Source organism: Anabaena sp. CCY 9910 (genome assembly GCF_963920875.1).
GTDB classification, from domain to species: Bacteria; Cyanobacteriota; Cyanobacteriia; order Cyanobacteriales; family Nostocaceae; genus Trichormus; species Trichormus variabilis.
In genome coordinates this window covers 23,178-43,145 of sequence record NZ_CAWUDJ010000016.1, presented here as the reverse complement: position 1 = coordinate 43,145, position 19,968 = coordinate 23,178, and the positions used below count along the sequence as shown (strand labels likewise).

The 19,968-nt window shown below is 43.2% G+C and carries 13 protein-coding genes; 12 read left to right on the top strand and 1 reads right to left on the bottom strand.

Going from position 1 to position 19,968, the window contains the following annotated elements; genetic code table 11:
- Window positions 1–37 precede the first annotated feature (37 nt).
- Together ACM5QX_RS13935 and ACM5QX_RS13930 are read left to right on the top strand one after the other, a co-directional pair.
- Window positions 38–820 carry an ABC transporter permease gene (locus ACM5QX_RS13935; RefSeq protein ID WP_414754052.1) on the top strand — a complete coding sequence of 261 codons (783 nt, stop codon included), beginning with the start codon at window positions 38–40 and terminating at the stop codon, window positions 818–820.
- Window positions 821–938: 118 nt separating this feature from the next.
- Window positions 939–1,235 (top strand): hypothetical protein, encoded by a 297-nt coding sequence (locus ACM5QX_RS13930; protein WP_414754051.1) that lies wholly within the window; start codon window positions 939–941, stop codon window positions 1,233–1,235.
- A gap of 419 nt (window positions 1,236–1,654) precedes the next feature.
- On the opposite strand, the gene ACM5QX_RS13925 is transcribed toward ACM5QX_RS13930, so the two are convergent.
- On the bottom strand, window positions 1,655–4,765 hold the full coding sequence (locus ACM5QX_RS13925) for a DUF4912 domain-containing protein (protein WP_414754050.1): 3,111 nt from the start codon (window positions 4,763–4,765) through the stop codon (window positions 1,655–1,657).
- Between the two features lie 298 nt (window positions 4,766–5,063).
- Between ACM5QX_RS13925 and mutL the strand changes: the two genes are divergently transcribed.
- The 10 genes from mutL (at window position 5,064) to ACM5QX_RS13875 (ending at window position 19,820) form a co-directional block, all read left to right on the top strand.
- Window positions 5,064–6,755: a DNA mismatch repair endonuclease MutL gene (gene mutL, locus ACM5QX_RS13920; protein WP_414754049.1), complete on the top strand. Its 1,692-nt coding sequence runs from the start codon at window positions 5,064–5,066 to the stop codon at window positions 6,753–6,755.
- A gap of 270 nt (window positions 6,756–7,025) precedes the next feature.
- Complete coding sequence (gene hisD, locus ACM5QX_RS13915; protein ID WP_414754047.1) at window positions 7,026–8,321, top strand: histidinol dehydrogenase; 1,296 nt, start codon at window positions 7,026–7,028, stop codon at window positions 8,319–8,321.
- A gap of 641 nt (window positions 8,322–8,962) precedes the next feature.
- The gene (locus tag ACM5QX_RS13910; RefSeq protein WP_414754046.1) at window positions 8,963–10,177 is read left to right on the top strand and encodes a glycosyltransferase; all 1,215 of its coding nucleotides are present in this window, start codon (window positions 8,963–8,965) and stop codon (window positions 10,175–10,177) included.
- A gap of 71 nt (window positions 10,178–10,248) precedes the next feature.
- Entirely contained in the window at window positions 10,249–11,439 is a 1,191-nt protein-coding gene (locus ACM5QX_RS13905; protein WP_041456617.1) for a glycosyltransferase family 4 protein, read from the top strand.
- A gap of 105 nt (window positions 11,440–11,544) precedes the next feature.
- Complete coding sequence (locus ACM5QX_RS13900) at window positions 11,545–13,728, top strand: GumC family protein (RefSeq protein ID WP_414754045.1); 2,184 nt, start codon at window positions 11,545–11,547, stop codon at window positions 13,726–13,728.
- A 2-nt stretch (window positions 13,729–13,730) separates the two neighbouring features.
- Window positions 13,731–15,140 (top strand): O-antigen ligase family protein, encoded by a 1,410-nt coding sequence (locus ACM5QX_RS13895; protein WP_414754044.1) that lies wholly within the window; start codon window positions 13,731–13,733, stop codon window positions 15,138–15,140.
- A gap of 111 nt (window positions 15,141–15,251) precedes the next feature.
- On the top strand, window positions 15,252–16,331 hold the full coding sequence (locus ACM5QX_RS13890) for an acyltransferase family protein (RefSeq protein ID WP_414754043.1): 1,080 nt from the start codon (window positions 15,252–15,254) through the stop codon (window positions 16,329–16,331).
- A 98-nt stretch (window positions 16,332–16,429) separates the two neighbouring features.
- Window positions 16,430–17,395, top strand: a complete 966-nt coding sequence (locus ACM5QX_RS13885) for a glycosyltransferase family 2 protein (RefSeq protein WP_414754042.1) — start codon at window positions 16,430–16,432, stop codon at window positions 17,393–17,395.
- A gap of 44 nt (window positions 17,396–17,439) precedes the next feature.
- Window positions 17,440–18,423, top strand: coding sequence for a glycosyltransferase family 2 protein (locus tag ACM5QX_RS13880; RefSeq protein ID WP_414754041.1), 984 nt, complete (start codon window positions 17,440–17,442; stop codon window positions 18,421–18,423).
- Window positions 18,420–19,820 (top strand): glycosyltransferase family 4 protein, encoded by a 1,401-nt coding sequence (locus tag ACM5QX_RS13875; RefSeq protein ID WP_414754040.1) that lies wholly within the window; start codon window positions 18,420–18,422, stop codon window positions 19,818–19,820. The genes ACM5QX_RS13880 and ACM5QX_RS13875 overlap by 4 nt, the downstream gene beginning before the upstream one ends.
- Window positions 19,821–19,968: the final 148 nt, after the last annotated feature.

The window sequence follows — 19,968 nt, the reverse complement described above, 5'->3', positions numbered from 1 at the left end:
CCAGATTCAGGTAGTGAAATTGGGTTACGGGTGCAAAATGCAAAGATACTTGAAAGTACTAAAACTGTTTTGGAGTGCAGCGATCGCTGCTGAGATAGAATATCGTATAAACTTCTTTATAGCTACCCTCAGTAGTATAGGAAATTTAGCAGGCAGCCTGTTTGGACTATTCTTGTTTTACCGGAATGGCTATACTTTTAGTGGCTGGTCATGGGAAGCAGCTTTAGTAGTGTTGGGAATTTTTACTTTACTGCAAGGCTTTTCTGCTACCTTTCTTGCTCCCAATCTCAACCGTATTGTTCGCCATGTCCAAGAAGGGACTTTAGATTTTGTTCTGCTCAAACCCATACGTAGTCAGTTTTGGCTTTCCACCCACACCATATCCCCTTGGGGAGTACCAGATTTAATTTTTGGTGGAGTGATTATTGGTTATGCAGGTAAACGCCTTGGCTTGGGAATTACTAACTATCTACCAAGCATTATCCCCTTGTTTTGTGGCTTGATAATTCTTTACAGTCTTTGGTTTATACTAGGTGCAACTAGCATTTGGTTTGTAAAAATATATAACGCTACTGAGGTGTTACGGGGGTTATTAGAGGCGGGTAGATATCCAATGGTGGCTTACCCTGCGGCTTATCGCTTTTTCTTCACTTTTATCGTTCCAGTAACATTTTTAACCACAGTGCCAGCCGAAGTCATATTAGGTAGAGTGCAAGTTCCTTGGTTAATAGGTGCATTAGTCTTGGCTGCGGTGCTTTTTTGGGCTTCCAGCAAGTTTTGGAGCTTTGCTTTGCGGTTTTATACTAGCGCTTCGAGTTAGTAACAGCTAATTTTTTGCTGGTAGATTACGATATTTTCACACAATGTTCAAAGTTATTACTGAACTAAAAATATACATAAACGAGTGAAGGTAGAGGGAGTAATTTTTGTGTGCATTTATGAAACTGAACCAAATACTCAAATTAGCTATAATTCCCTTCCTGACAGTATTTAGTGTTTTAGGGACATCAAATCTAGCACTAGCTGACTACCTCAGCAGTCAGGGAACAGGAGGTAAGTATCGTTACGAATTATGGTCTAGTGATGATAACAAAAGTTACTATCTAAAAATCTGGTTACGGGATGCAAGTTATGACAGTAGCCCCTACCGCACAACCACAACATTTACCTCTACAAGGGATGCTCTAATTCATTTTGATTGCAAATATGCTGAGAAAAATTTACCAGAATGTTAGGTATAGCTGGGGACTGGGTACTGGGTGAAAAGTCTTGTTGTGTCTAGGTTATATCATCTATTGATGTCCTAACACTACTAGCAACAGCTATACTTCTATAGGAATCATATTTGATTATTGAACAACGGTAAGTATCTGTAGGGTGGGCATTGCCCACCATATCCGGGTTTTGGTGGGCATTGCCCACCCTACATATAATTCATAAATCAAATAGTAATCCTATAAATAAAAAAATATCCAGTAGGGTGCGTCAGTGCAACATAACCTAACTATACTCAGAAATTATTCACACTGACGCACCCTACCAAACCATCGATTTCGGACAATTTATTTTTTGGTGTTCCCTCATAATAGGTAATAGGTAATTGAGCAGAAATTCCAATTACCAATTACCAAACCCAGATAACTGCATCGCTGTTTTAGCTTTCCGAAGTTTCTTGAACAAACTTCTTACGGATGGTTTTTCTTTGTTCTCCACTAGTGACAGTGATCAAATAATCGAGCAAGTCTTCAGAGAAGGGGACACGCAGGTGAAAAGTGCCGTCAGATTTGAGGGTGATTGGTTTGCCGCCAATATTGACTGTTGCACCTGGATCTGTGGCTCCGTGGATAATTAACTCAGTATCTGCTAAGAACCAAAAATCTCCTTGGGGACTACTAAAGACACGAACAGTATCGGAACTAGTGATAGTTACCCATTCACCCTCTGGGGTAGAGTAACCCACTTCTGTCATGTAGTCACGATCGCTCTGGGGAATTGACACATAGCGATCGCGGGTGATTTCATCAAATTCATATTGCTGCACCAATTGGGGGCGCTGGTAACTCAGGTCAATATTGGTGGCATCATAAAGCCGTAGTGCTAGCTGGGAAATCCCTGCATCTTTGAGTAATTGCTGATGAGTGGCGGAAATGTCCCAACTTACATAAGCCCATTTGGAAGTGCGGTGCTGGAAGACAACACTACTGGCTTCGTCTATTGCTGGTAAATTTGGGGACAGAGAGTCTATATGTAGACGATCAAAGATGCGGACGCTAGGAGAACGGGCAATAGTAGTCCAGTGTTCACCGCCGCTTAGATAGCCAATTTCAATTATATAATCGCGATCGCTCGCCGGAATGGGTACATAGCGATCGCTTGTTCCTGGTTCACACTCATACTGCTGCGCCTGCTGGGGATTTTGGTAACTCAGATCAACACCAGTAATGTCATAAAGTCGCAATGCCAATTCTGAGGAACTTTGAGCTTGGAACTTTTGCTGATCACTCGGTGAAATATACCAGGAAACATAAGCCCATTCAGGGTTACGGGGTCTAAGGACAATATTACTGTCTTCTTCCCCATCCTCTAACTCGTCAGTTGTAGCTACTTCAGGAGTATTGGGTGATGCTGGCACTGTGGATGTGTCACTTTCCTCTACATCATGTTTACCAACCCAGGTTTGTACCCCTACACCTGCTAAGACTGCACCACCGGCTAAAGCCCCTAAACTGGATGGAGTGAGATAATCTGGATCTTCCAGTGTGCCACCTTCATGAATTTCGGCTGCATCGGCTACCAAATTGAGGGCATCTTCGGGAATATCGGCAAACTTTGGCAGTGTGGTTGTTACTTCTTTTGTTGTCTCTGGTTCTGGTAATTCAGCCGAGGCGATCGCTGTTGTGGTGTTCTCAACTTGTCCATCAACAGATGAGATATTTGTCTGTTCTGTAATTGGGGCTATCCAGTTGTTAGCGACTTCGCTATTTTCTTCTGGTTCATCGGCAAAAATCGCTTCAAAGTCTGGTAATTCTGGCAGTGAATCTACTATCTCCGATGTATCTTCATTTACTGGATGGCTTACTAATTCGGGTTCTTGGTGATCTTCTGGCTCCCTATGAGTCTGATCTGCTAAATTCTCTGGTGGCTGGGGTTGTTCCTCTGTGATTGGGTGACGATTATCCCCATTTGATGAGATTTCGGGGATTTCTGGGGCGATATCTGTTGTTTGGGTTTCTGCATGAGTGGGCGCTTTGCCGACTTCGATCATTTGGGGATAGGAAGTGTTAACCACAGATGCGGGTGCTTCCATATCCCAAGGTGATTGCTCCAACTCAGGCGGGATTTTTACTTGATAATTACTTGTGTAATTGGTGTTTTTCGGCTCTTGATCAGCTACAGCCGTAGTAGTTGTGGTGGGGGATGCTACTGCATTTGTTCCTGGGACTGCGGTTACAGTATTGCCATCACTTAGGTTGGGATGTAGCCCATTGTGGCTTTCTCCTAATGGTTCAGTGGCAGGTGTTTCCGTATCACCAGTGATGGGTTCTGTCGTGCTTTCTAATACTTTAGTCGCAGATGAACGTTTGACAAACCACAATAATAGTCCAGCTATAGCCCCTACTGGCAACAATAACCACCATAACAAGGAGCGATCCAATCTAGGTGTTTCTGGGGGAGCTACGATCGCAGGCTGATTCACATTAGTGCTGGTACTGGCAGTATCAGGAAAAGTGTTAGCTGTGGGTGGGCTTTCCAGAATGGGAGAGGAATTGATTGCTGGCGTGGTTTCTGCTGTGGGGGAAGCGCTGGCTGCTGGAGCCAGAGAATTGGCGGTTGTGAAGGATGCTTGTTGGGCTGCATCTTTGGCGATCGCTTCTGCTTCAGCTACTCTTGCCGTTTCTATTGCCTTTTGTCCTGGTGACGCTAAAGCAAAACCGAGAAAAGAGGCGATCGCTGGACTAGGATTCTTTTTATAAACGTAAACTAGAGGCTGAGAAAAAGGATATTTAGGGTCATCTGGTGGGGTATCGTGTAATTTAAGTACCCGCACACCAGGCAATTTAGAGATTTGATTGGCTCTGGCGTAGCTGATCCCGTCCTTACCTAGCTGTTTAATAATTTCGGCGGTGTTGTCTTCTGTTACCTGAGTTGCCGTCGAGCCTGTAGCAAATTTAGCAGCCTTGAAAACTGGATAGTTATTTAATGCTTCGCGGGTATCGCTGGTACTAGGGCGATCAATCACCCGAATCTTGGCTGATGGCGCTCCCAGTTGTGACCAATTAGTAATGCTGCGTCCGCGAAAAATTCTGGCAAATTGGCGATCGGTCAAGCTGCCCTTAAAGGGATTTTCTTCCCCAACAATAATGGCTATCTTTTCCCGATGTAACCTGACCTGTTCCAGACCTTGGGCTTTTTCTTCCGGGGTCAAACCACGACCAATAGCCGCCACATCAATATTGCCAGCTAATACAGATTTGAGTGCAGCTTCTGTACCATTAGTAGCTACATCTACTCTTGTACCAGTGAACTGTTGCTCAAAACCCTGTTTCAAGCTTTGATTCACCGCTATCAAGGTACTTGAGCCATCAATCCGCACCGTCGTTCCGCTTTCCACAGTTTGCGGTAGCGCGAAGGTGGGTGTGTCTGTCTCCGACTGTGCCAGCATCGGGGCTGACAACAACAGATTTGCTGCGATGGGAGTGGTTGTTAAGGCAAACAATAATGCCAGATTCACTATGCCACTATCTTGTTTATTTTTTTGCCACATAATGCTCCTATTCAGGTACAGGGAACAGAAAACGAATAAGTTTTAAATTTATCTTGTTATACAGGAATAAACTGGCTAATTATACATCTGGTGTCAATACTTATTCCCACATTGTTAATTTACTTAGTATGATTGAATACTTTAATTTTAATTAATCTGCAAAATTTAGCAAAAACTGGTCAAGAAGAGGAAAAGGGGCAGCTTTGCTGGGAGATGACGAGAAAGTTTCCCCCTGCCCCCTGCCCCCTGCCCCCTGCCTCTTGTTGACTGCTGTACCAAAAGTTATAAACTATAGTTTATGGCATCTACTATTCAAGCTTTACCTCAAGAAGTCGTGTACCTCATCACAGCAGGGGAGGTCATCGACTCATTTGCTGCTGTAGTGCGGGAATTGGTAGAAAATTCCTTGGATGCAGGTGCAAAGAGAATTGTAGTTTACTTATGGCCGCAGCAATGGCGTGTTCGGGTGGCAGATAATGGTTGCGGTATGAGCTTGGATGATTTGCAACAAGCCGCCTCAGCCCATAGCACCAGTAAAATTCGTTCTAGTGCAGATTTGTGGAAAATTCATAGTTTGGGATTTCGGGGTGAAGCGCTACATAGTTTAACGACACTAGCAGATGTAGAAATTATTAGTCGCGCCCCGGAAAATGTGGGCTGGCGAGTAGTTTATGGTGATCACGGGGAAGCAACTCAAGTTGAAGCTACAGCGATCGCTCCTGGTACAGTAGTCACAGTCTCGAATTTATTCGCCAGTTGTGCGGCTCGTCGTCAAGGCTTACCCACAACAGCACAGCAAATGAAAGCTGTGCAAGCCACAATTCAACAAATCGCCCTTTGTCATCCCCAAACCACCTGGCAAGTTTGGCAAAATGACCGGATTTGGTTCACCATCTCCCCCGCCGCCACAGCCGGACAACTCATACCCCAACTTCTTCCCCAACTACGCCCTGGTGATTTACAAGAAATTAAGCTAGAGATACCCAACCCAGAAAACCCGCAACTCAGCACCAACAACGAGCCAAACGCCACAACACTTTCTTTAGTTGTAGGATTACCAGACCGTTGTCACCGCCATCGTCCAGATTGGGTGCGGGTAGCAATTAACGGACGGATGATTAAGTCGCCAGAATTAGAACAAACAATTTTGGCAGCATTCCACAAAACATTACCACGCGATCGCTACCCCCTTTGTTTTCTCCATCTTCTGATTTCCCCTGACCAAATCAACTGGAACCGCAATCCAGCCAAAACAGAAATTTACCTCCACGATTTGAGTTATTGGCAAGAACAAGTGACTCAAGCCATTAACCAAGCACTACGGATTAGCGCTGCCAATATAAAAGAATCTGTCCAGACAACGCGAGTGAGTCAACTACTCAAAGCCGCCGAGGAAAAAGGGAACTATAACTTTAATCCTCAAAACGCCAATCCAGCAGACAACACTCAGCACTACTTAAAAGCAGTAGCCCAAGTCAGTAATACTTATATAGTCGCAGAACATTCTGGGGGAATGTGGCTAGTAGAACAGCACATTGCCCATGAGCGAGTTTTATACGAACAATTGTGTGATAACTGGCGACTTATTCCCGTTGAACCACCAATTATTCTTTATCAACTATCCCCAGCCCAAGTTGCTCAATTGCAACGCATCGGTTTAGATATTGACATCTTTGGTGAACAACTTTGGGCACTGCGTAACTTACCAGCAATGTTACAACAACGTGAAGACTGCGCCGAAGCCATTTTAGAACTCAGTTGGGGAGGTGACTTACAAACAGCCCAAGTAGCCGTCGCCTGTCGCAGTGCTATTCGCAACGGTACTCCCATGAGTCTACCAGAAATGCAGAAATTACTAGACGATTGGCAACGTACTCGCAACCCCCGCACTTGTCCCCACGGTCGGCCGATTTATTTGTCATTAGATGAGTCTTCCTTATCTCGGTTTTTCCGTCGTCATTGGGTGATTGGCAAAAGTCACGGTATATAGAGGTTTGCAATTGAGTCAAATACAGACCTAACCCCCATCCCCTTCCCTACAAGGGAAGGGGAGTAAGACTCAAAGCCTCTCTCCTCGCAGGAGAGAGGTTTGGAGAGAGGTCAAAGTGTATTGCATACAAACTGGGTATCTGTGACCAGCCAACAGTCAAGATGAAAATTATCAGATGGAGTCAGCATTTGACTTCCACTCAGGGTTAATATCGCTCTACACTAAATATTGTCCTTACTGCAAACCGGCATTAGCCCAGAGATACTGTCCATGCTAGTCTTGAAAACAACCAACCAAGAATTTTCTACCAGATTCCAAAGCTTGGTGAGCGATCGCCGAGAAGCAACGGTTGATGTTAGTGGTACAGTACGCGATATACTCGCCCATGTGAAAGCGCATGGTGATGCAGCAGTTCAGGAATATACCAGTCGTTTTGATCACTATAGCCCCCATTCTCATCATTTGAGTGCGGCTTTCATCGCCGAACAAGCAGCGAAATGTTCATCTGAGGTAAAAGCAGCCATAGAACTAGCGGCTGAACGTATTAGTTCTTTTCATCAAAAACAATTACCCCAAGATATTGGTTACACCGACACCGTAGGCGTAAAACTAGGCTTAAATTGGGTAGCTTTATCGCAAGTGGGAATTTATGTCCCTGGAGGACGCGCCAGTTATCCCAGTTCGGTCTTGATGAATGCCCTACCCGCCAAAATTGCAGGTGTAGAACGCATAGTTATGACTGTTCCTATGCCTCATGGGGAAATCAATCCCGCCGTCCTGGCTGCTGCCCAAGTTGCCGGCGTGACAGAAATATATAGTATAGGTGGGGCGCAAGCTGTCGGGGCGTTAGCTTACGGTACAGAAACTATCACCCCCGTAGATAAAATTGTGGGGCCTGGTAATGCCTACGTTGCTGAAGCCAAACGCCAAGTATTTGGGACTGTGGGGATTGACAGCATTGCCGGGCCTTCAGAAATTTTAGTTGTCGCCGATCGCCAAAACAATCCAGAATGGATCGCCTGGGATTTATTATCTCAAGCTGAACACGATCCCAGCGCTCAATCAATTTTAATTACTGACTCTGAATCCTTTGCCCAACAAGTGATGGCGGCAGTTGAGCAAATTTTGACCACTTTACCCACCACCAAAGTAGCCAGTAGCAGTTGGCAAAATCACGGGGCAGTAATTATTGTCAGGGATTTAGCCGAAAGTATCCCTTTGCTCAATCAACTAGCTCCAGAACACGTAGAACTGTGTGTAGATAACCCCCAATTGCTAGCTAGTCAAATTAAGTGTGCTGGTAGTTTATTTTTAGGTCGTTATACTCCAGAGGCGATCGGCGATTATTTAGGTGGCCCCAATCACGTATTACCAACTTCCCGTTCTGCCCGCTTTGCTTCCGGCTTAAGTGTCTACGATTTTCTCAAGCGCATCACCTATTTAGAATGCAATCAAGCAGCATTGCAGGCAATAGGTGAGTCTGCCGTAACTCTTGCAGAAACCGAGGGTTTACCAGCCCACGCAGGTAGTGTGGCTGTGCGTTTGCAAGGGTTGAAAGATATGTAGGGGAGGCAGGAAGAGAAGTCGCAAGGAGGGTTTCCCTCCGGGCGAACTTCCCTCCGGGACGCTACGCGAACGGGAGCCAGGGAGTAAATTTCGTCCCCAATCCCCATTACCCCTTATCCCCAGAGGGGGCCCCACCTTCCCCAATCCCCCAATGAATCTATTAATACTGTCAGCACATTTAATTAGAAAAAAGCAAAGTACAGGCAAATACAAAAGACAATAAGCCTGTTTCCGCACAAATACACAAACTTGATAAAGTTATGATGAAGTTGATTTAAATTAATGAAATTAAATTCTCTAGGAATTCGATTTGATTATTGAACAAACATAAGTATTTTTAGTGTGAGCAATGTCCACCAAAACCCTGATAAGGTAGTCTTTGCCCATCCTATATATAATTCACAAATCAAATAGTAATCCTATGTGTTGCGTAAGTGTTTTACAAGTGTATATACTCTCCACAATGTAAAGTTTTTATAAAGAGTGGAATGATACAGTGACTTTTCAACCTAGAGATACTACCATATACCTGTGTGTTCTTATGTAAAGTAGTTATAAAATTTACAACTATTTTGCAGTGTTTTCCCTATTGACTTAGATTGCAAACTTGCGGGGTGATGATATCGCCTAGGGTGTGAGTAATGCGTAAACCAGTTCTAACCATCTTTTACCAGTTCAATCCCTGGCAAACTTCTATTGGAGGAATTCAGACATTAATCAACACGTTTATCAAGTATGCTCCTAGTGATTTTGAAGTGCGGCTAGTGGGAACAGCTAGCGATTCTAGTCAGTCCCTTGGTAAATGGCAAGATGCAGAATTTGCAGGTAGAGAAGTTAGCTTTTTACCAATCCTCAAGTTAGAAGACGATAACGTTAGAGGTTTAATCCCGACTACGGTCAGATATACGGCTGCATTATTAGGCCGTTCCCTGTCATCAGATTTTATGCACTTTCATCGGCTTGAGCCAAGCTTGGCAGCCATGAACTGGCAGGGAGAAAAAACGATATTTATTCACAATGATATTCACACACAGATGGCAACTGTGGCCGACCGCAAAGCCATACTGTGGCGCAGATTTCCAGCAGCTTACTTTGCTCTTGAGAGTATATTAATCCGCCAGTTTAGTCAGATATTGTCTTGTAACACTGATGCTGCACAGTTTTACCGCCAGCGTTATCCCCAATTACAAGACCGTGTGGCATTCGTAAAAAACTCCTTTGATAACGAGGTTTTCTATTCTGGGAGTCAGCCACAAAGGGAAGCGAATCGGCGCGAATTGGCATTGCAGATGGGACTAGACCCAGCAACACGTTTTATTCTGTTTGCTGGAAGACTGCATCCCCAAAAAGATCCCTTGTTGTTAGTACGTGCTTTCGCCGCTTTAAATCAACCCCACACGCACCTATTAATAGCAGGCGATGGAGAATTAGCAACTCCAGTACGTCAGGAAATTGAACAGTTAGGCTTATCCAGTCAGGTGACAATGCTGGGAGCATTGAAACAAAAAGAATTGGCTAGATTACATCGCTTGAGTAGTGCTTTTGTTCTCAGCAGTGCTTATGAAGGTTTACCCTTAGTTGTCTTAGAAGCCTTGGCTAGTGGAACGCCAGTGGTAACAACTAAATGCGGTGAAACTCCCAAATTACTTCATTGTGATAGTGGTATTGTCTGTGAGCAAAGGACACCGGATTCTATAGCCGATGGCTTGCGACGAATACTATTAAAACCACAAGATTATCCCATTGAGGCTTGTATCCGCACAGCACAACCTTATGCTGCGCGTACTGTCGTGAGAGATGTTTATGGCGATATGTTAAATCGCTGGGAATTAAAAGAGTTCTCGGTCATTAGCTGACAAACAGACAGTTTTCCCAACTGTCTTTAATTTTAGTGTGTTCCCTCATCAAAGAATTCAACATCATGACTATGAAAATTGCTGTAATTGGTGCAAAAGGTCTTCCTCCTAAACAGGGTGGCATTGAGCATTACTGTGCAGAAGTATATCCTCGGATAGTTGCACAAGGTCATAGTGTGGATTTATTCGCCCGTTCTTCATATACAGACACTTCTTGGCTGGGAAATTATGATTTTCAAGGTGTGCGAGTCATTTCCTTACCTGGGATAGCTGCTAGAGGAGCAGACGCATTCATCACCTCTGCGTTAGGAGCGATCGCTGCAACCGCAGAGAGATATGATATTGTACATTTCCATGCTCTTGGCCCCTCTTTGTTCACTTTCCTACCCAGAGTTGCCAACTCAGCGAAAATTGTAGTTACTTGTCAAGGTTTAGATTGGCAACGCGCCAAATGGGGTAGCTTCTCGACTCGGCTAATTCAAAGTGGAGAAAAGGCAGCCGTCCGTTTTGCTCACGGCATGGTTGTTGTCTCTGATGCTCTTAAAACCTACTTTGCGGAAACCTATGGACGAGACACGGTTTATATCCCCAACGCTCCCGCAAGCTACGGTGAATCAGACCCCAGTTTTACCTATGGTAAACAACTGGGTCTAGAGCCTGGGCGTTACATGATATTTGTTGGCAGAATAGTTCCCGAAAAGCGTCCTGATTTGCTGATTGAAGCCTTCTCTAAATTACAAGCACCAGGATGGAAACTAGTATTAGCCGGAGGTGTTAGCGATACTCAATCTTATACCTCTCAATTATTAGAAAAGGTCGCTAATAATCCCAATATTATTTTTGCAGGTGAACTGCGCGGCTCTCGTTTATGGGAAATTGTTCGCGGTGCAGGAATGTTTGTTTTACCCTCTGATTTAGAGGGATTACCTTTAGCAATGCTGGAAGCTATGCAGGAAGGTGTTCCAGTAGTAGCCAGCGATATTCTGCCTCACCAACAATTGATTAATGGAGGCATGGGAACCCTATTTATGGCTGGTAATACAGACTCTTTAGTGAGTTCCTTGGATTGGGCAATTCATCATCCCCAACAAATAGCAGCAATGGCTAAAAATGCCCAAAGAAATATTCAAGTAAATTATAGTTGGGAGCATATAACTGCGGAAAATCTCAAACTATACAAAACGCTGTTAAGTTCATCTCAACCAGTCGGGATAGCGAATTCTAGAGAAGTTAGTCTAGCCAGAGTTGGCAGTAAAGAATAATTGCACACATCCAGAAGTCAGAATCCAGAAGATTCTCATTTCTGGCTGCTTCATCACACAGGTGCAAGCCTTCTTGTAGAGTATTGTGAATTACAGGTATATGTAATGGGAAAAGGCATTTCAACCTTATTGGGGGTCTTGGGACGCAGAGGCTTTCCGGCGGTGACTGTGTTTGCAGCTGTCATCGGAGCATCATTTGCTTACTTGGCGGTGACACCACGTTTGTATGAAACATCAGCACGATTGATGTTAGATGATAAAAAGGCGAGTGTGTCTGAATTGGGGCGTGACTTGACGCAGATAAACTCTACAGCCATTGGACGTAACCCCTTAGCAGATCAGGCAGAGTTACTGAAGTCACAAACAGTCTTGCAACTAGCTATTTCTAAACTCAATCCGCCGATAAAAGATAGTTCCACACAAAAACCACTAACAGCTTCGGATATTCGCTCAAATTTGAAAGTGATCATAGTCCCAGCGACGAACATTTTAGATTTGAGATATCAAAGTCCCAATCCAAATCAAGCAGCGCAGATTCTCAATGCTGTATCCCAGGCGATGGTGGAGGAAAATATCAAAACCATCAGTTCTGAGGCTACAAAGGTAAGGGAATTTTTGGCTGAGAAAGTACCCATAGCGCGTCAAAGGCTACTACAAGCAGAACTCGCGGAAACTAAATACAGACAGCAAAGCGGCGTTGTCGCTACAGATGATCAGACTAGGAGTCTCGTGGGTAGTTTAGCGGAACTGGAAAATCAAGAACGCATCTTGGCGGTACAACTCCAAGAAACGCGATCGCGTGACGCATCTTTACGCCAAGTGACAGATGCGAAAAATATCAATACCGCTTACGCCTCTGTTAGAGAAGGACAAGACGAACAACTCAAGGTATTACGCACCAAGTTAACTGATATAGAAACCAAGCTGATAGAAGCACGTACCAAATATCAAGAAGCCCATCCCACAGTTTTAGATTTAGTCCAGCAAAGGGATGAAATCCGGGCTTTGTATGGACAGCAAATGGCTAGGGTATCTTCTAGTGGACAAACAGCTAATTTTCAGAATTTAGCCAATGACCAAATTAGTCAAACCCTTATTTCTGATTTAATCACTAACGATATTACGCGTTTAGCCGTAGAAAATAAGCTGAATGCTATTCAGAAAATGAGAGCTAATATTCAAAGTCGTTTGGCACTCATCCCTATTCAACAGCAACCGTTAACCGTCTTGACACGTCAACGGGAAGAAGCCGCCGAATCACTGAAGTTTCTCCAAAGCAAGCTAGAAGAAGCGCAGATTGCGGAGGCGCAGAAAGTTAGCAACATCCGCATTATCGAAACGGCTGTAGCCCCAGAGTTACCCACATCCCCCAAACGTACAGTAGTACTGGTGATTGCTGGGTTCTTTGGCAGCATCTTGGCAGTAGGGTTGGTATTGCTACTGGAACTTATGGACAACACTCTGCGCGATGCGACAGAAGCAGAAGAGTTACTGCAATTACCATTGTTGGGAGTTTTACCCCGTCTTCCTGCTACCAAACTGAGTCTGGAACCAGCCGAACAATTTCTTGATGACTTGGGTTTGGTGGAACCTTACCGGATGCTGCTGAAGAATCTAGAGTTTCGCAATGTGGACAATTTGCAGGTAATAGTTGTCAGCAGCCCCCTGGCTGGAGAAGGTAAGTCAGTTATTGTTTCCCATCTGGCTGCGGTTTCTGCCATGTTATCTCGACGGACATTAATTATTGATGCAGATTTGCGTAAACCCTCACAACATACCTTATTTAATCTACCTCCCAGACCAGGAATTACAGATGTAATTGATGGGACTAGACCTTTACTCAGTGCGGTGCAGTCAACAACCATAGAAAATCTTTCGGTGTTGACTTGTGGCGAATTGCGAGGAAGACCTTCCCAGATCCTAGAGTCAGCCGAGATGAAGTCTTTGGTGGCAGAAGCAGCCCAACGCTACGATTTAGTCATTATTGATACCCCACCCTTGAGCGCCTGCGCTGATGCTTCCACCTTGAGTCAGATGAGTGATGGAGTCATCCTCACCACACGCCCCGGTTTTACCCTGAAGGAGGTTTTACAACGAGCCGTATCAGAACTCAACCAAAATCGCATTCCCGTTTTGGGGGTAGTGGTCAATGGTATGACAAGTGGTACAGAAAAATACTACCGTTACCCATCAGAGGAATATCCCTCGATATTATCTAGACCTTTGAGACGTTTAACATCTCTGGGTAGTAGCACCAGAAATTCCGCTAACGATTCTAGGTCGAACTGAAGATGAGGAATTATCAGCGCTCAATTAACTTTTCTGCTCTAGCCATCTGGTTAGGAGTGATAACTATCGGTTTAATTGCCGGGTTTGCTGCCGGTGCTAGTCCGGTTTTACCTGGTTTAGCAGTAGTTTCATTAGTGGTACTGGGTTTCTTTTTCAGAAACCTAGAGCAAGCTGTATTGAGCGCTTTGATTATTCGCAGTGCCATAGATGGTATTGTTTCTCCGCCCTTACCCTCGGCTTTTGCGATCGCTATCGATATCCTGACCTTACTATATGTAGTCGTTCTGTTGTTTCAAAAGCGTACTGTTCACACCGATTGGTTTTTGTGGTTCTTCGTTGCTTGGGTAATTTTCCAAACAATGTGGTTAGTCCTGTTACCTATAGGTGGACTAGGACTGGATGGCGCGGTGTTTGCTACTAGTTTGCGAGAATGGGTTCGCTTGTTCTCCTGGCTGATGCTGTATTTACTAGTCATGCAGCTAAAGGAAAAAACTCACCCCCAAACAGTAATCAATCTTCTATTTTGGGCTTTAGTCATACCTCTGGCGATCGCTCTTTTACAAATGTTCGTACCTGGGATTTTGCCATCCCAGTTTGCACCGTTGTCTGGGGGGGTTTTGGCGGAAGGTTCTCGCATTAGAGGCTCTATTGGACATCCCAACAGTTTTGCCACCTTCTTGTTATTGTTTATTGGTCTGACTACGTGGAAGCTAACTATTACCAAAGTACGCTGGCCTTGGTTGCTGTTGCTGGGCTTATTGGCTTTCTTTTATGTCAGCACAAAAGCATTGTTTAGCTTGATGATGTTGGCTGTATTTATGCTGGTGTTAATTGCTCCCAGATTAAGTTTATTGAAACTTATCGGTGCGGCGTTTTTCTTCGGCTTAGTGATATTTCTGTTTGGTAGTACAGAGTTTGGACAACAACGGCTGGGATCAATAGCACAAACACCATTGCTCAATCCAGATATAGATATATGGCGAGCAATTCTCTTATCTTATAGCGACAATAACAGCTTCAACTGGCGAATTGCTCAATGGCACGAATTACTCGAAGCCTGGAAACAGTACCCACTGTTCGGTTACGGGTTGGGCGTGACTACACATATTGCCAGTAACGGGTTATATGCCCATAACGATTATGTCCGGGCATTAACAGAAGGCGGAATTGTCGGTTTAGTCAGCTTTATAGCCTTTTTTGGCGTACAGATAGGGCGAATTGTGCAGTTAATGAGGCGATCGCTCTCTAATAAAACACAGAGTAGTCTTTGCTTGGTTTTACTAGCACTTATTTTAACCATTCCTGTGGGGATGATTACCGAAAATGTTTGGAGTCATACCATGTTGTTCTTTTATTGGTTTACTTTGCTGGCGGTGGCGGGTTGGGATTGGAACGCCGAGCCAACAACGTAATACAATTCAAAATTAAAAATTCAAAATAGCCTATGGAAAGGCTGCGCCAACAAAATTCAAAATAAACATTCTTAAATTCCAGATTACACAGATTAAGAATAAGGAAGCATCATGGCTGATAATTCTCAACCTAAGAAAAAACTTTATACTATCCAAGTGTTGCGGGGGTTAGCAGCAGTGCTGGTAGTCCTTGCACATGGAGACTTGATTTTTAATCAAAATTTTGGTCAAGATTTTTGGTTCAAAATATTTAATTTCGGTGGTTCCGGTGTAGACTTTTTCTTTGTCTTGAGCGGATTTATTATTTTGTATGTTCACAAAAAAGACATTGCCAATAAAAGTAAAACATTTAAATTTCTATTCAAAAGATTTCTACGTATCTACCCCATATACTGGGTTTTTCTTAGCCTAAAACTGTTAGCTTCTTTTACCTTTTCTTACAATCCCAGCAGTACAGAAAGAAGCTTTCTTGAAACGCTCAAGGCATTTACATTGTTCCCCCAGCAGCAAGAAATTCTTTCGAGCAGTTTCTTGGGGGTAAGTTGGACTTTAAGCTATGAGATTTTATTCTATATAATTTTTGCTTTATTAATCGCCCTACCAACTAGAATTTCGTTCCCTATAGTTGGTGTTTGGCTATTAGGTGTATTCGGTAATTTTTGGGGATTACTGAATTTACCACCAGATAGCTTATTTCTTAAGTTCATTTTCAGTCATTATAATCTGGAATTTGCCTTGGGTTGCTTGGCAGCATATTTATTTGCTAGATCCAAAATTAAATGGGGCATGGTTTTAATTTCTGTTGGCGCTTTTCTTTACACATTATCGGCAATTAATTATCACTATCAAATTGTCAATCTGTCGCAAGTCATTACCTTTGGTATTCCTTCTATGTTGCTTGTGCTAGGTTGTGTTTCTCTAGAGAACACAAAAAATATTCAGGTTCCTTCCTTACTTGTATATTTAGGTGATGCTTCTTACTCTATTTACTTGGCACATGGATTTGCGATTAATAATATTAGCAAACTTATCCAAAAGATTTATCCCAGTATGACCGAAAATATTTTTGTTTTAAATAGTATTGGTCTTTTAATTGCTGCAATATCTATTGTGTTTGGCTGTTTAGTTCATTCGTTCATTGAAAAACCATTAATTCTTACTTTTCAACCTAGAAAAACTGCCAATGCTTGAGGGTTTATGTTTTTAAACGCGGAGGGTCGCGGAGGAAAGCGCGGAGGGGCGAGGAGATTACCTAAGTTTACTTGTTATATTCAGGAGAATTTTAAGATATGCCGAAAGTTTCTGTAGTAATTCCTGCTTACAATGCTATGCCTTATTTACCAGAGACACTGGATAGTGTTTTCAGGCAAACTTATGACGATTTTGAAGTGATAGTTGTTAATGATGGTAGTTCTGATAAAACTGAAGAATTCGTCTCTCAAATTTTAGATCCTAGAATCAAATTAATTTCTCAAGCAAATCAAGGATTAGCAGGAGCAAGAAATACTGGTATTCTGAATGCTTCAGGCGAGTATATTGCATTTCTGGATGCTGATGATATTTGGGAGCCGACTAAATTAGAAAAACAAGTAAAAGTTTTGGATGAAAATCCAGCAGTCGGGTTAGTTTATACCTGGGTTGCTTATATTAATGAGCAGGGTAAATCAACAGGAAAAATATTTAAAAATCAGGTGGAAGGTTATGTATGGCCGCAGTTGACTGAACATAATATTGTTGAGTGCGGTAGCGTGGCTATGGTACGTCAAATCTGTTTTGAAAAAATAGGTTTATTTGACCGCAATTTAGGCTCTTATGTAGAAGATTGGGATATGTGGCTACGCATTGCCACAAGTTATGATTTTAAGGTTGTCAAAGAAGCCTTAGTTCACTACAGACAACGCTCAAATAGTGCTTCTAAAAATTGGGAAGCAATGGCACAAAGTTTTGCCATAGTTATTGAAAAAGCTTTTGCAACTGCATCACCAGATTTACAGGTTTTAAAAAATAAAAGTTATGGTTTTACTTACCTTTGCCTAGCTTGGAAGCCACTACAAAGTCTTCAGAAAGATTATCAAAAATCTCGTGAGTTTTGTCAGCAAGCTTTGGTTTACTATCCCGGTTTACGCTTTTCCCAAGAATATATCCGCTTGAGTATAGCTATTAATCTCATGGGATGTTTGGGGGCTGATGGCTATAGTAAGTTGTTGCCATTATTTCACACTATGCGGCGGGTCAAGTTAGCTTTACAAAAGTAATGAGAGTAATTAAGACCGAAGCTAGTTATTATTCATGAAAAAATATGGCATTAATTTCTGTGATCATACCTGCTTATAATGCAGAATTGACTATTAAAAAAACAATCGAGTCTGTACAAAACCAGACTTTTACTGATTGGGAAATCATTGTTATTAATGATGGTTCTACGGATGGAACTCCAGAGATTATTCAAAGTATCAAAGATGAGCGACTAAAAATTTTTAACTATAAAAATGGGGGATTACCAGTAGCGCGTAATCGTGGTATTCTTCATGCAACTGGAGAATTTATCGCTTTTCTTGATGCAGATGATTTATGGACTGTTGATAAACTGGAAAGGCAATTAAAAGCCTTGCAACAGAACCCAAAGGCTGGAGTTGCCTACAGTTGGACTTGTTTTATGGATGTAGATGAACAAGGAGAACCTTTAGCATATTTGCCTTCATCTCAATACTCTTTTACCGGAAATGTGTATCAAAATCTGTTAGTGAGTGATTTTATTCACAGTGGTTCAAATACGTTGATACGTAAGGAAGCAATTAATTCAGTAGGCGAATTTGATCCGATGCTCAAATCTTGTGAAGATTGGGATTATTGGCTGCGCCTAGCAACTCATTGGGATTTTGTTGTAGTCCCTGAATACCAAATATTTTATCGTCGGACTCCTGGGGCAATGTCATCTAAAGTTGAGGTGATGAAAGAAGCCTGTCTCATAGCAATGGAAAAGGCTTATCAAGCAGCACCACCAGAACTGCAATTTTTGAAAAAATATACTATGAGTAGCTTTCATCTCTATTGCTCAAGTTTGTATATTCAACATCGTGATGACAAGTTTGCAGTTAGCCAAGCGCAACAACATTTGTTGGCAGCAATTGGGTTAAATCAAAAGATTTTACTAGAGAAAACAACTCAAAAGTTATTAATCAAGTTTCTCTTGAAAAAGATTTTTCCCCCACAGGTGACTAATTATGTTTTGCAGTTAACAAAACAACGTATTTCTCTGAATGTTCCGAGGTTAGAAGCATGAAAAATATTCTGAATTACGAACTTGCAGAGCTACAGAACACAAATACAAAAGAATTACAAATTCCCCAACCAACGATCGCCTTACTCCACTGTTACGATTTGATTGATGACTTCTTAGATAGCATTAATATTTCTTTCGAGACTTTCTGTCAGGAGTTCGTCGGTAGCTGGATGTTTGGCTATATCAACGCTCTCAAGGAAGCTGGTGTGCGGACGGTATTATTTTGCATTTCCGCCCGTGTTGAGCGCCCATCACGCTTTACTCATATACCCACCAATACCCAAATCTGCGTTTTACCCCCATCCCCAACATATCGTCCTTACCGTGCTTTGCGGCGTAAGTCTCTGAATGTTTATGGCGCTAGTACAGCTCAATCTTTTAAGGAGATTCAAGATAGCAATCCCATTCGCCGTTCTTTGCTGACACCAGTGAAAGATTTGGCGAAGAGTGTGGGAACCTACCTCTGTACACCACTGGGGTTATTAGCTGAGGAACTAAAGCGCGAAAACTGTCAAGCAATTTTGTGTCAGGAATATGAGTATGCGCGCTTCGACAGTTGTACACTCCTGGGAAAAATGACAGGTATTCCCGTGTTCGCCACCTTCCAAGGAGGCGATCGCACTCAGAGTTGGCTAGAAGTTCCCTGGCGACACTTATCTTTTCGCAACTGTGCGGGTGTTATTGTCGCTACCCAAACCGAGATTCAACGCATCCAATCGGCTTACGGGATTGGCGCTAGCAAAATCGGGCAAATTTTCAACCCTGTAGACATAGCAACTTGGCAAAGAAGCGATCGCCTGCAAGCACGAACCGCACTAGATATTCCCCTGGATGCAAGGGTAGTCGTTTGGCATGGCAGAGTAGAGATAGAGCGCAAAGGGCTAGATATATTACTAGAAGCTTGGCAGCAAATCTGCAATCAGCGTCCAGATATTAACCTGCGGCTACTAATTGTAGGTACAGGTAGCGATGCCGAACAATTGCACCAGCGTATTGCCAGTATGCAGCTAAAAGGCGTGTTATGGCTGAATGAATTTGTGAGCGATCGCGCTATCATGCAACGCTATCTCTCGGCTGCTGATGTTTACACCCTCCCCTCTCGTCAAGAAGGTTTTCCGGTTGCACCCTTGGAAGCAATGGCTTGTAGTCTCCCAGTAGTAGCGGCTGACGCTCCTGGTGTACCGGACATTTTTGCAGGTGGAGACATTTCTGGCGGCCTAGTCGTACCGCGAGAAAATGCGACAGCCTTAGCGCAAGCACTCGCGCAAGTTCTCGACAATGAAGCCTGGGGACGGGAGTTAGGTAAACGTGCGCGACAGCGTGTAGAGAGTTACTTTGCACCGCAAATAGTTGGCAAACAACTACGAGACTTTATTTTAAGTAAGTCTATGCAATAAAACCAAACTATCTAAAGAAATGTAAATAAGGCTCAAACGCTTTCTCCCCCTGCTCCCGAAGTTCGCCCGGAGGGAAACCCTCCTTGCGACTTCTCTTCCTGCTCCCTGCCCCCTGCCTTATTCCAGCAATAATTATTTACACCGACCT

Coding starts and splice junctions, on each gene's coding strand:
- ACM5QX_RS13885 (WP_414754042.1), top strand. CDS start 16,430: ATGCCGAAAGTTTCTGTAGTAATTCCTGCTTACAATGCTATGCCTTAT.
- ACM5QX_RS13905 (WP_041456617.1), top strand. CDS start 10,249: ATGAAAATTGCTGTAATTGGTGCAAAAGGTCTTCCTCCTAAACAGGGT.
- ACM5QX_RS13900 (WP_414754045.1), top strand. CDS start 11,545: ATGGGAAAAGGCATTTCAACCTTATTGGGGGTCTTGGGACGCAGAGGC.
- ACM5QX_RS13875 (WP_414754040.1), top strand. CDS start 18,420: ATGAAAAATATTCTGAATTACGAACTTGCAGAGCTACAGAACACAAAT.
- ACM5QX_RS13925 (WP_414754050.1), bottom strand. CDS start 4,765: ATGTGGCAAAAAAATAAACAAGATAGTGGCATAGTGAATCTGGCATTA.
- hisD (WP_414754047.1), top strand. CDS start 7,026: ATGCTAGTCTTGAAAACAACCAACCAAGAATTTTCTACCAGATTCCAA.
- mutL (WP_414754049.1), top strand. CDS start 5,064: ATGGCATCTACTATTCAAGCTTTACCTCAAGAAGTCGTGTACCTCATC.
- ACM5QX_RS13930 (WP_414754051.1), top strand. CDS start 939: ATGAAACTGAACCAAATACTCAAATTAGCTATAATTCCCTTCCTGACA.
- ACM5QX_RS13935 (WP_414754052.1), top strand. CDS start 38: ATGCAAAGATACTTGAAAGTACTAAAACTGTTTTGGAGTGCAGCGATC.
- ACM5QX_RS13895 (WP_414754044.1), top strand. CDS start 13,731: ATGAGGAATTATCAGCGCTCAATTAACTTTTCTGCTCTAGCCATCTGG.
- ACM5QX_RS13910 (WP_414754046.1), top strand. CDS start 8,963: ATGCGTAAACCAGTTCTAACCATCTTTTACCAGTTCAATCCCTGGCAA.
- ACM5QX_RS13880 (WP_414754041.1), top strand. CDS start 17,440: ATGGCATTAATTTCTGTGATCATACCTGCTTATAATGCAGAATTGACT.
- ACM5QX_RS13890 (WP_414754043.1), top strand. CDS start 15,252: ATGGCTGATAATTCTCAACCTAAGAAAAAACTTTATACTATCCAAGTG.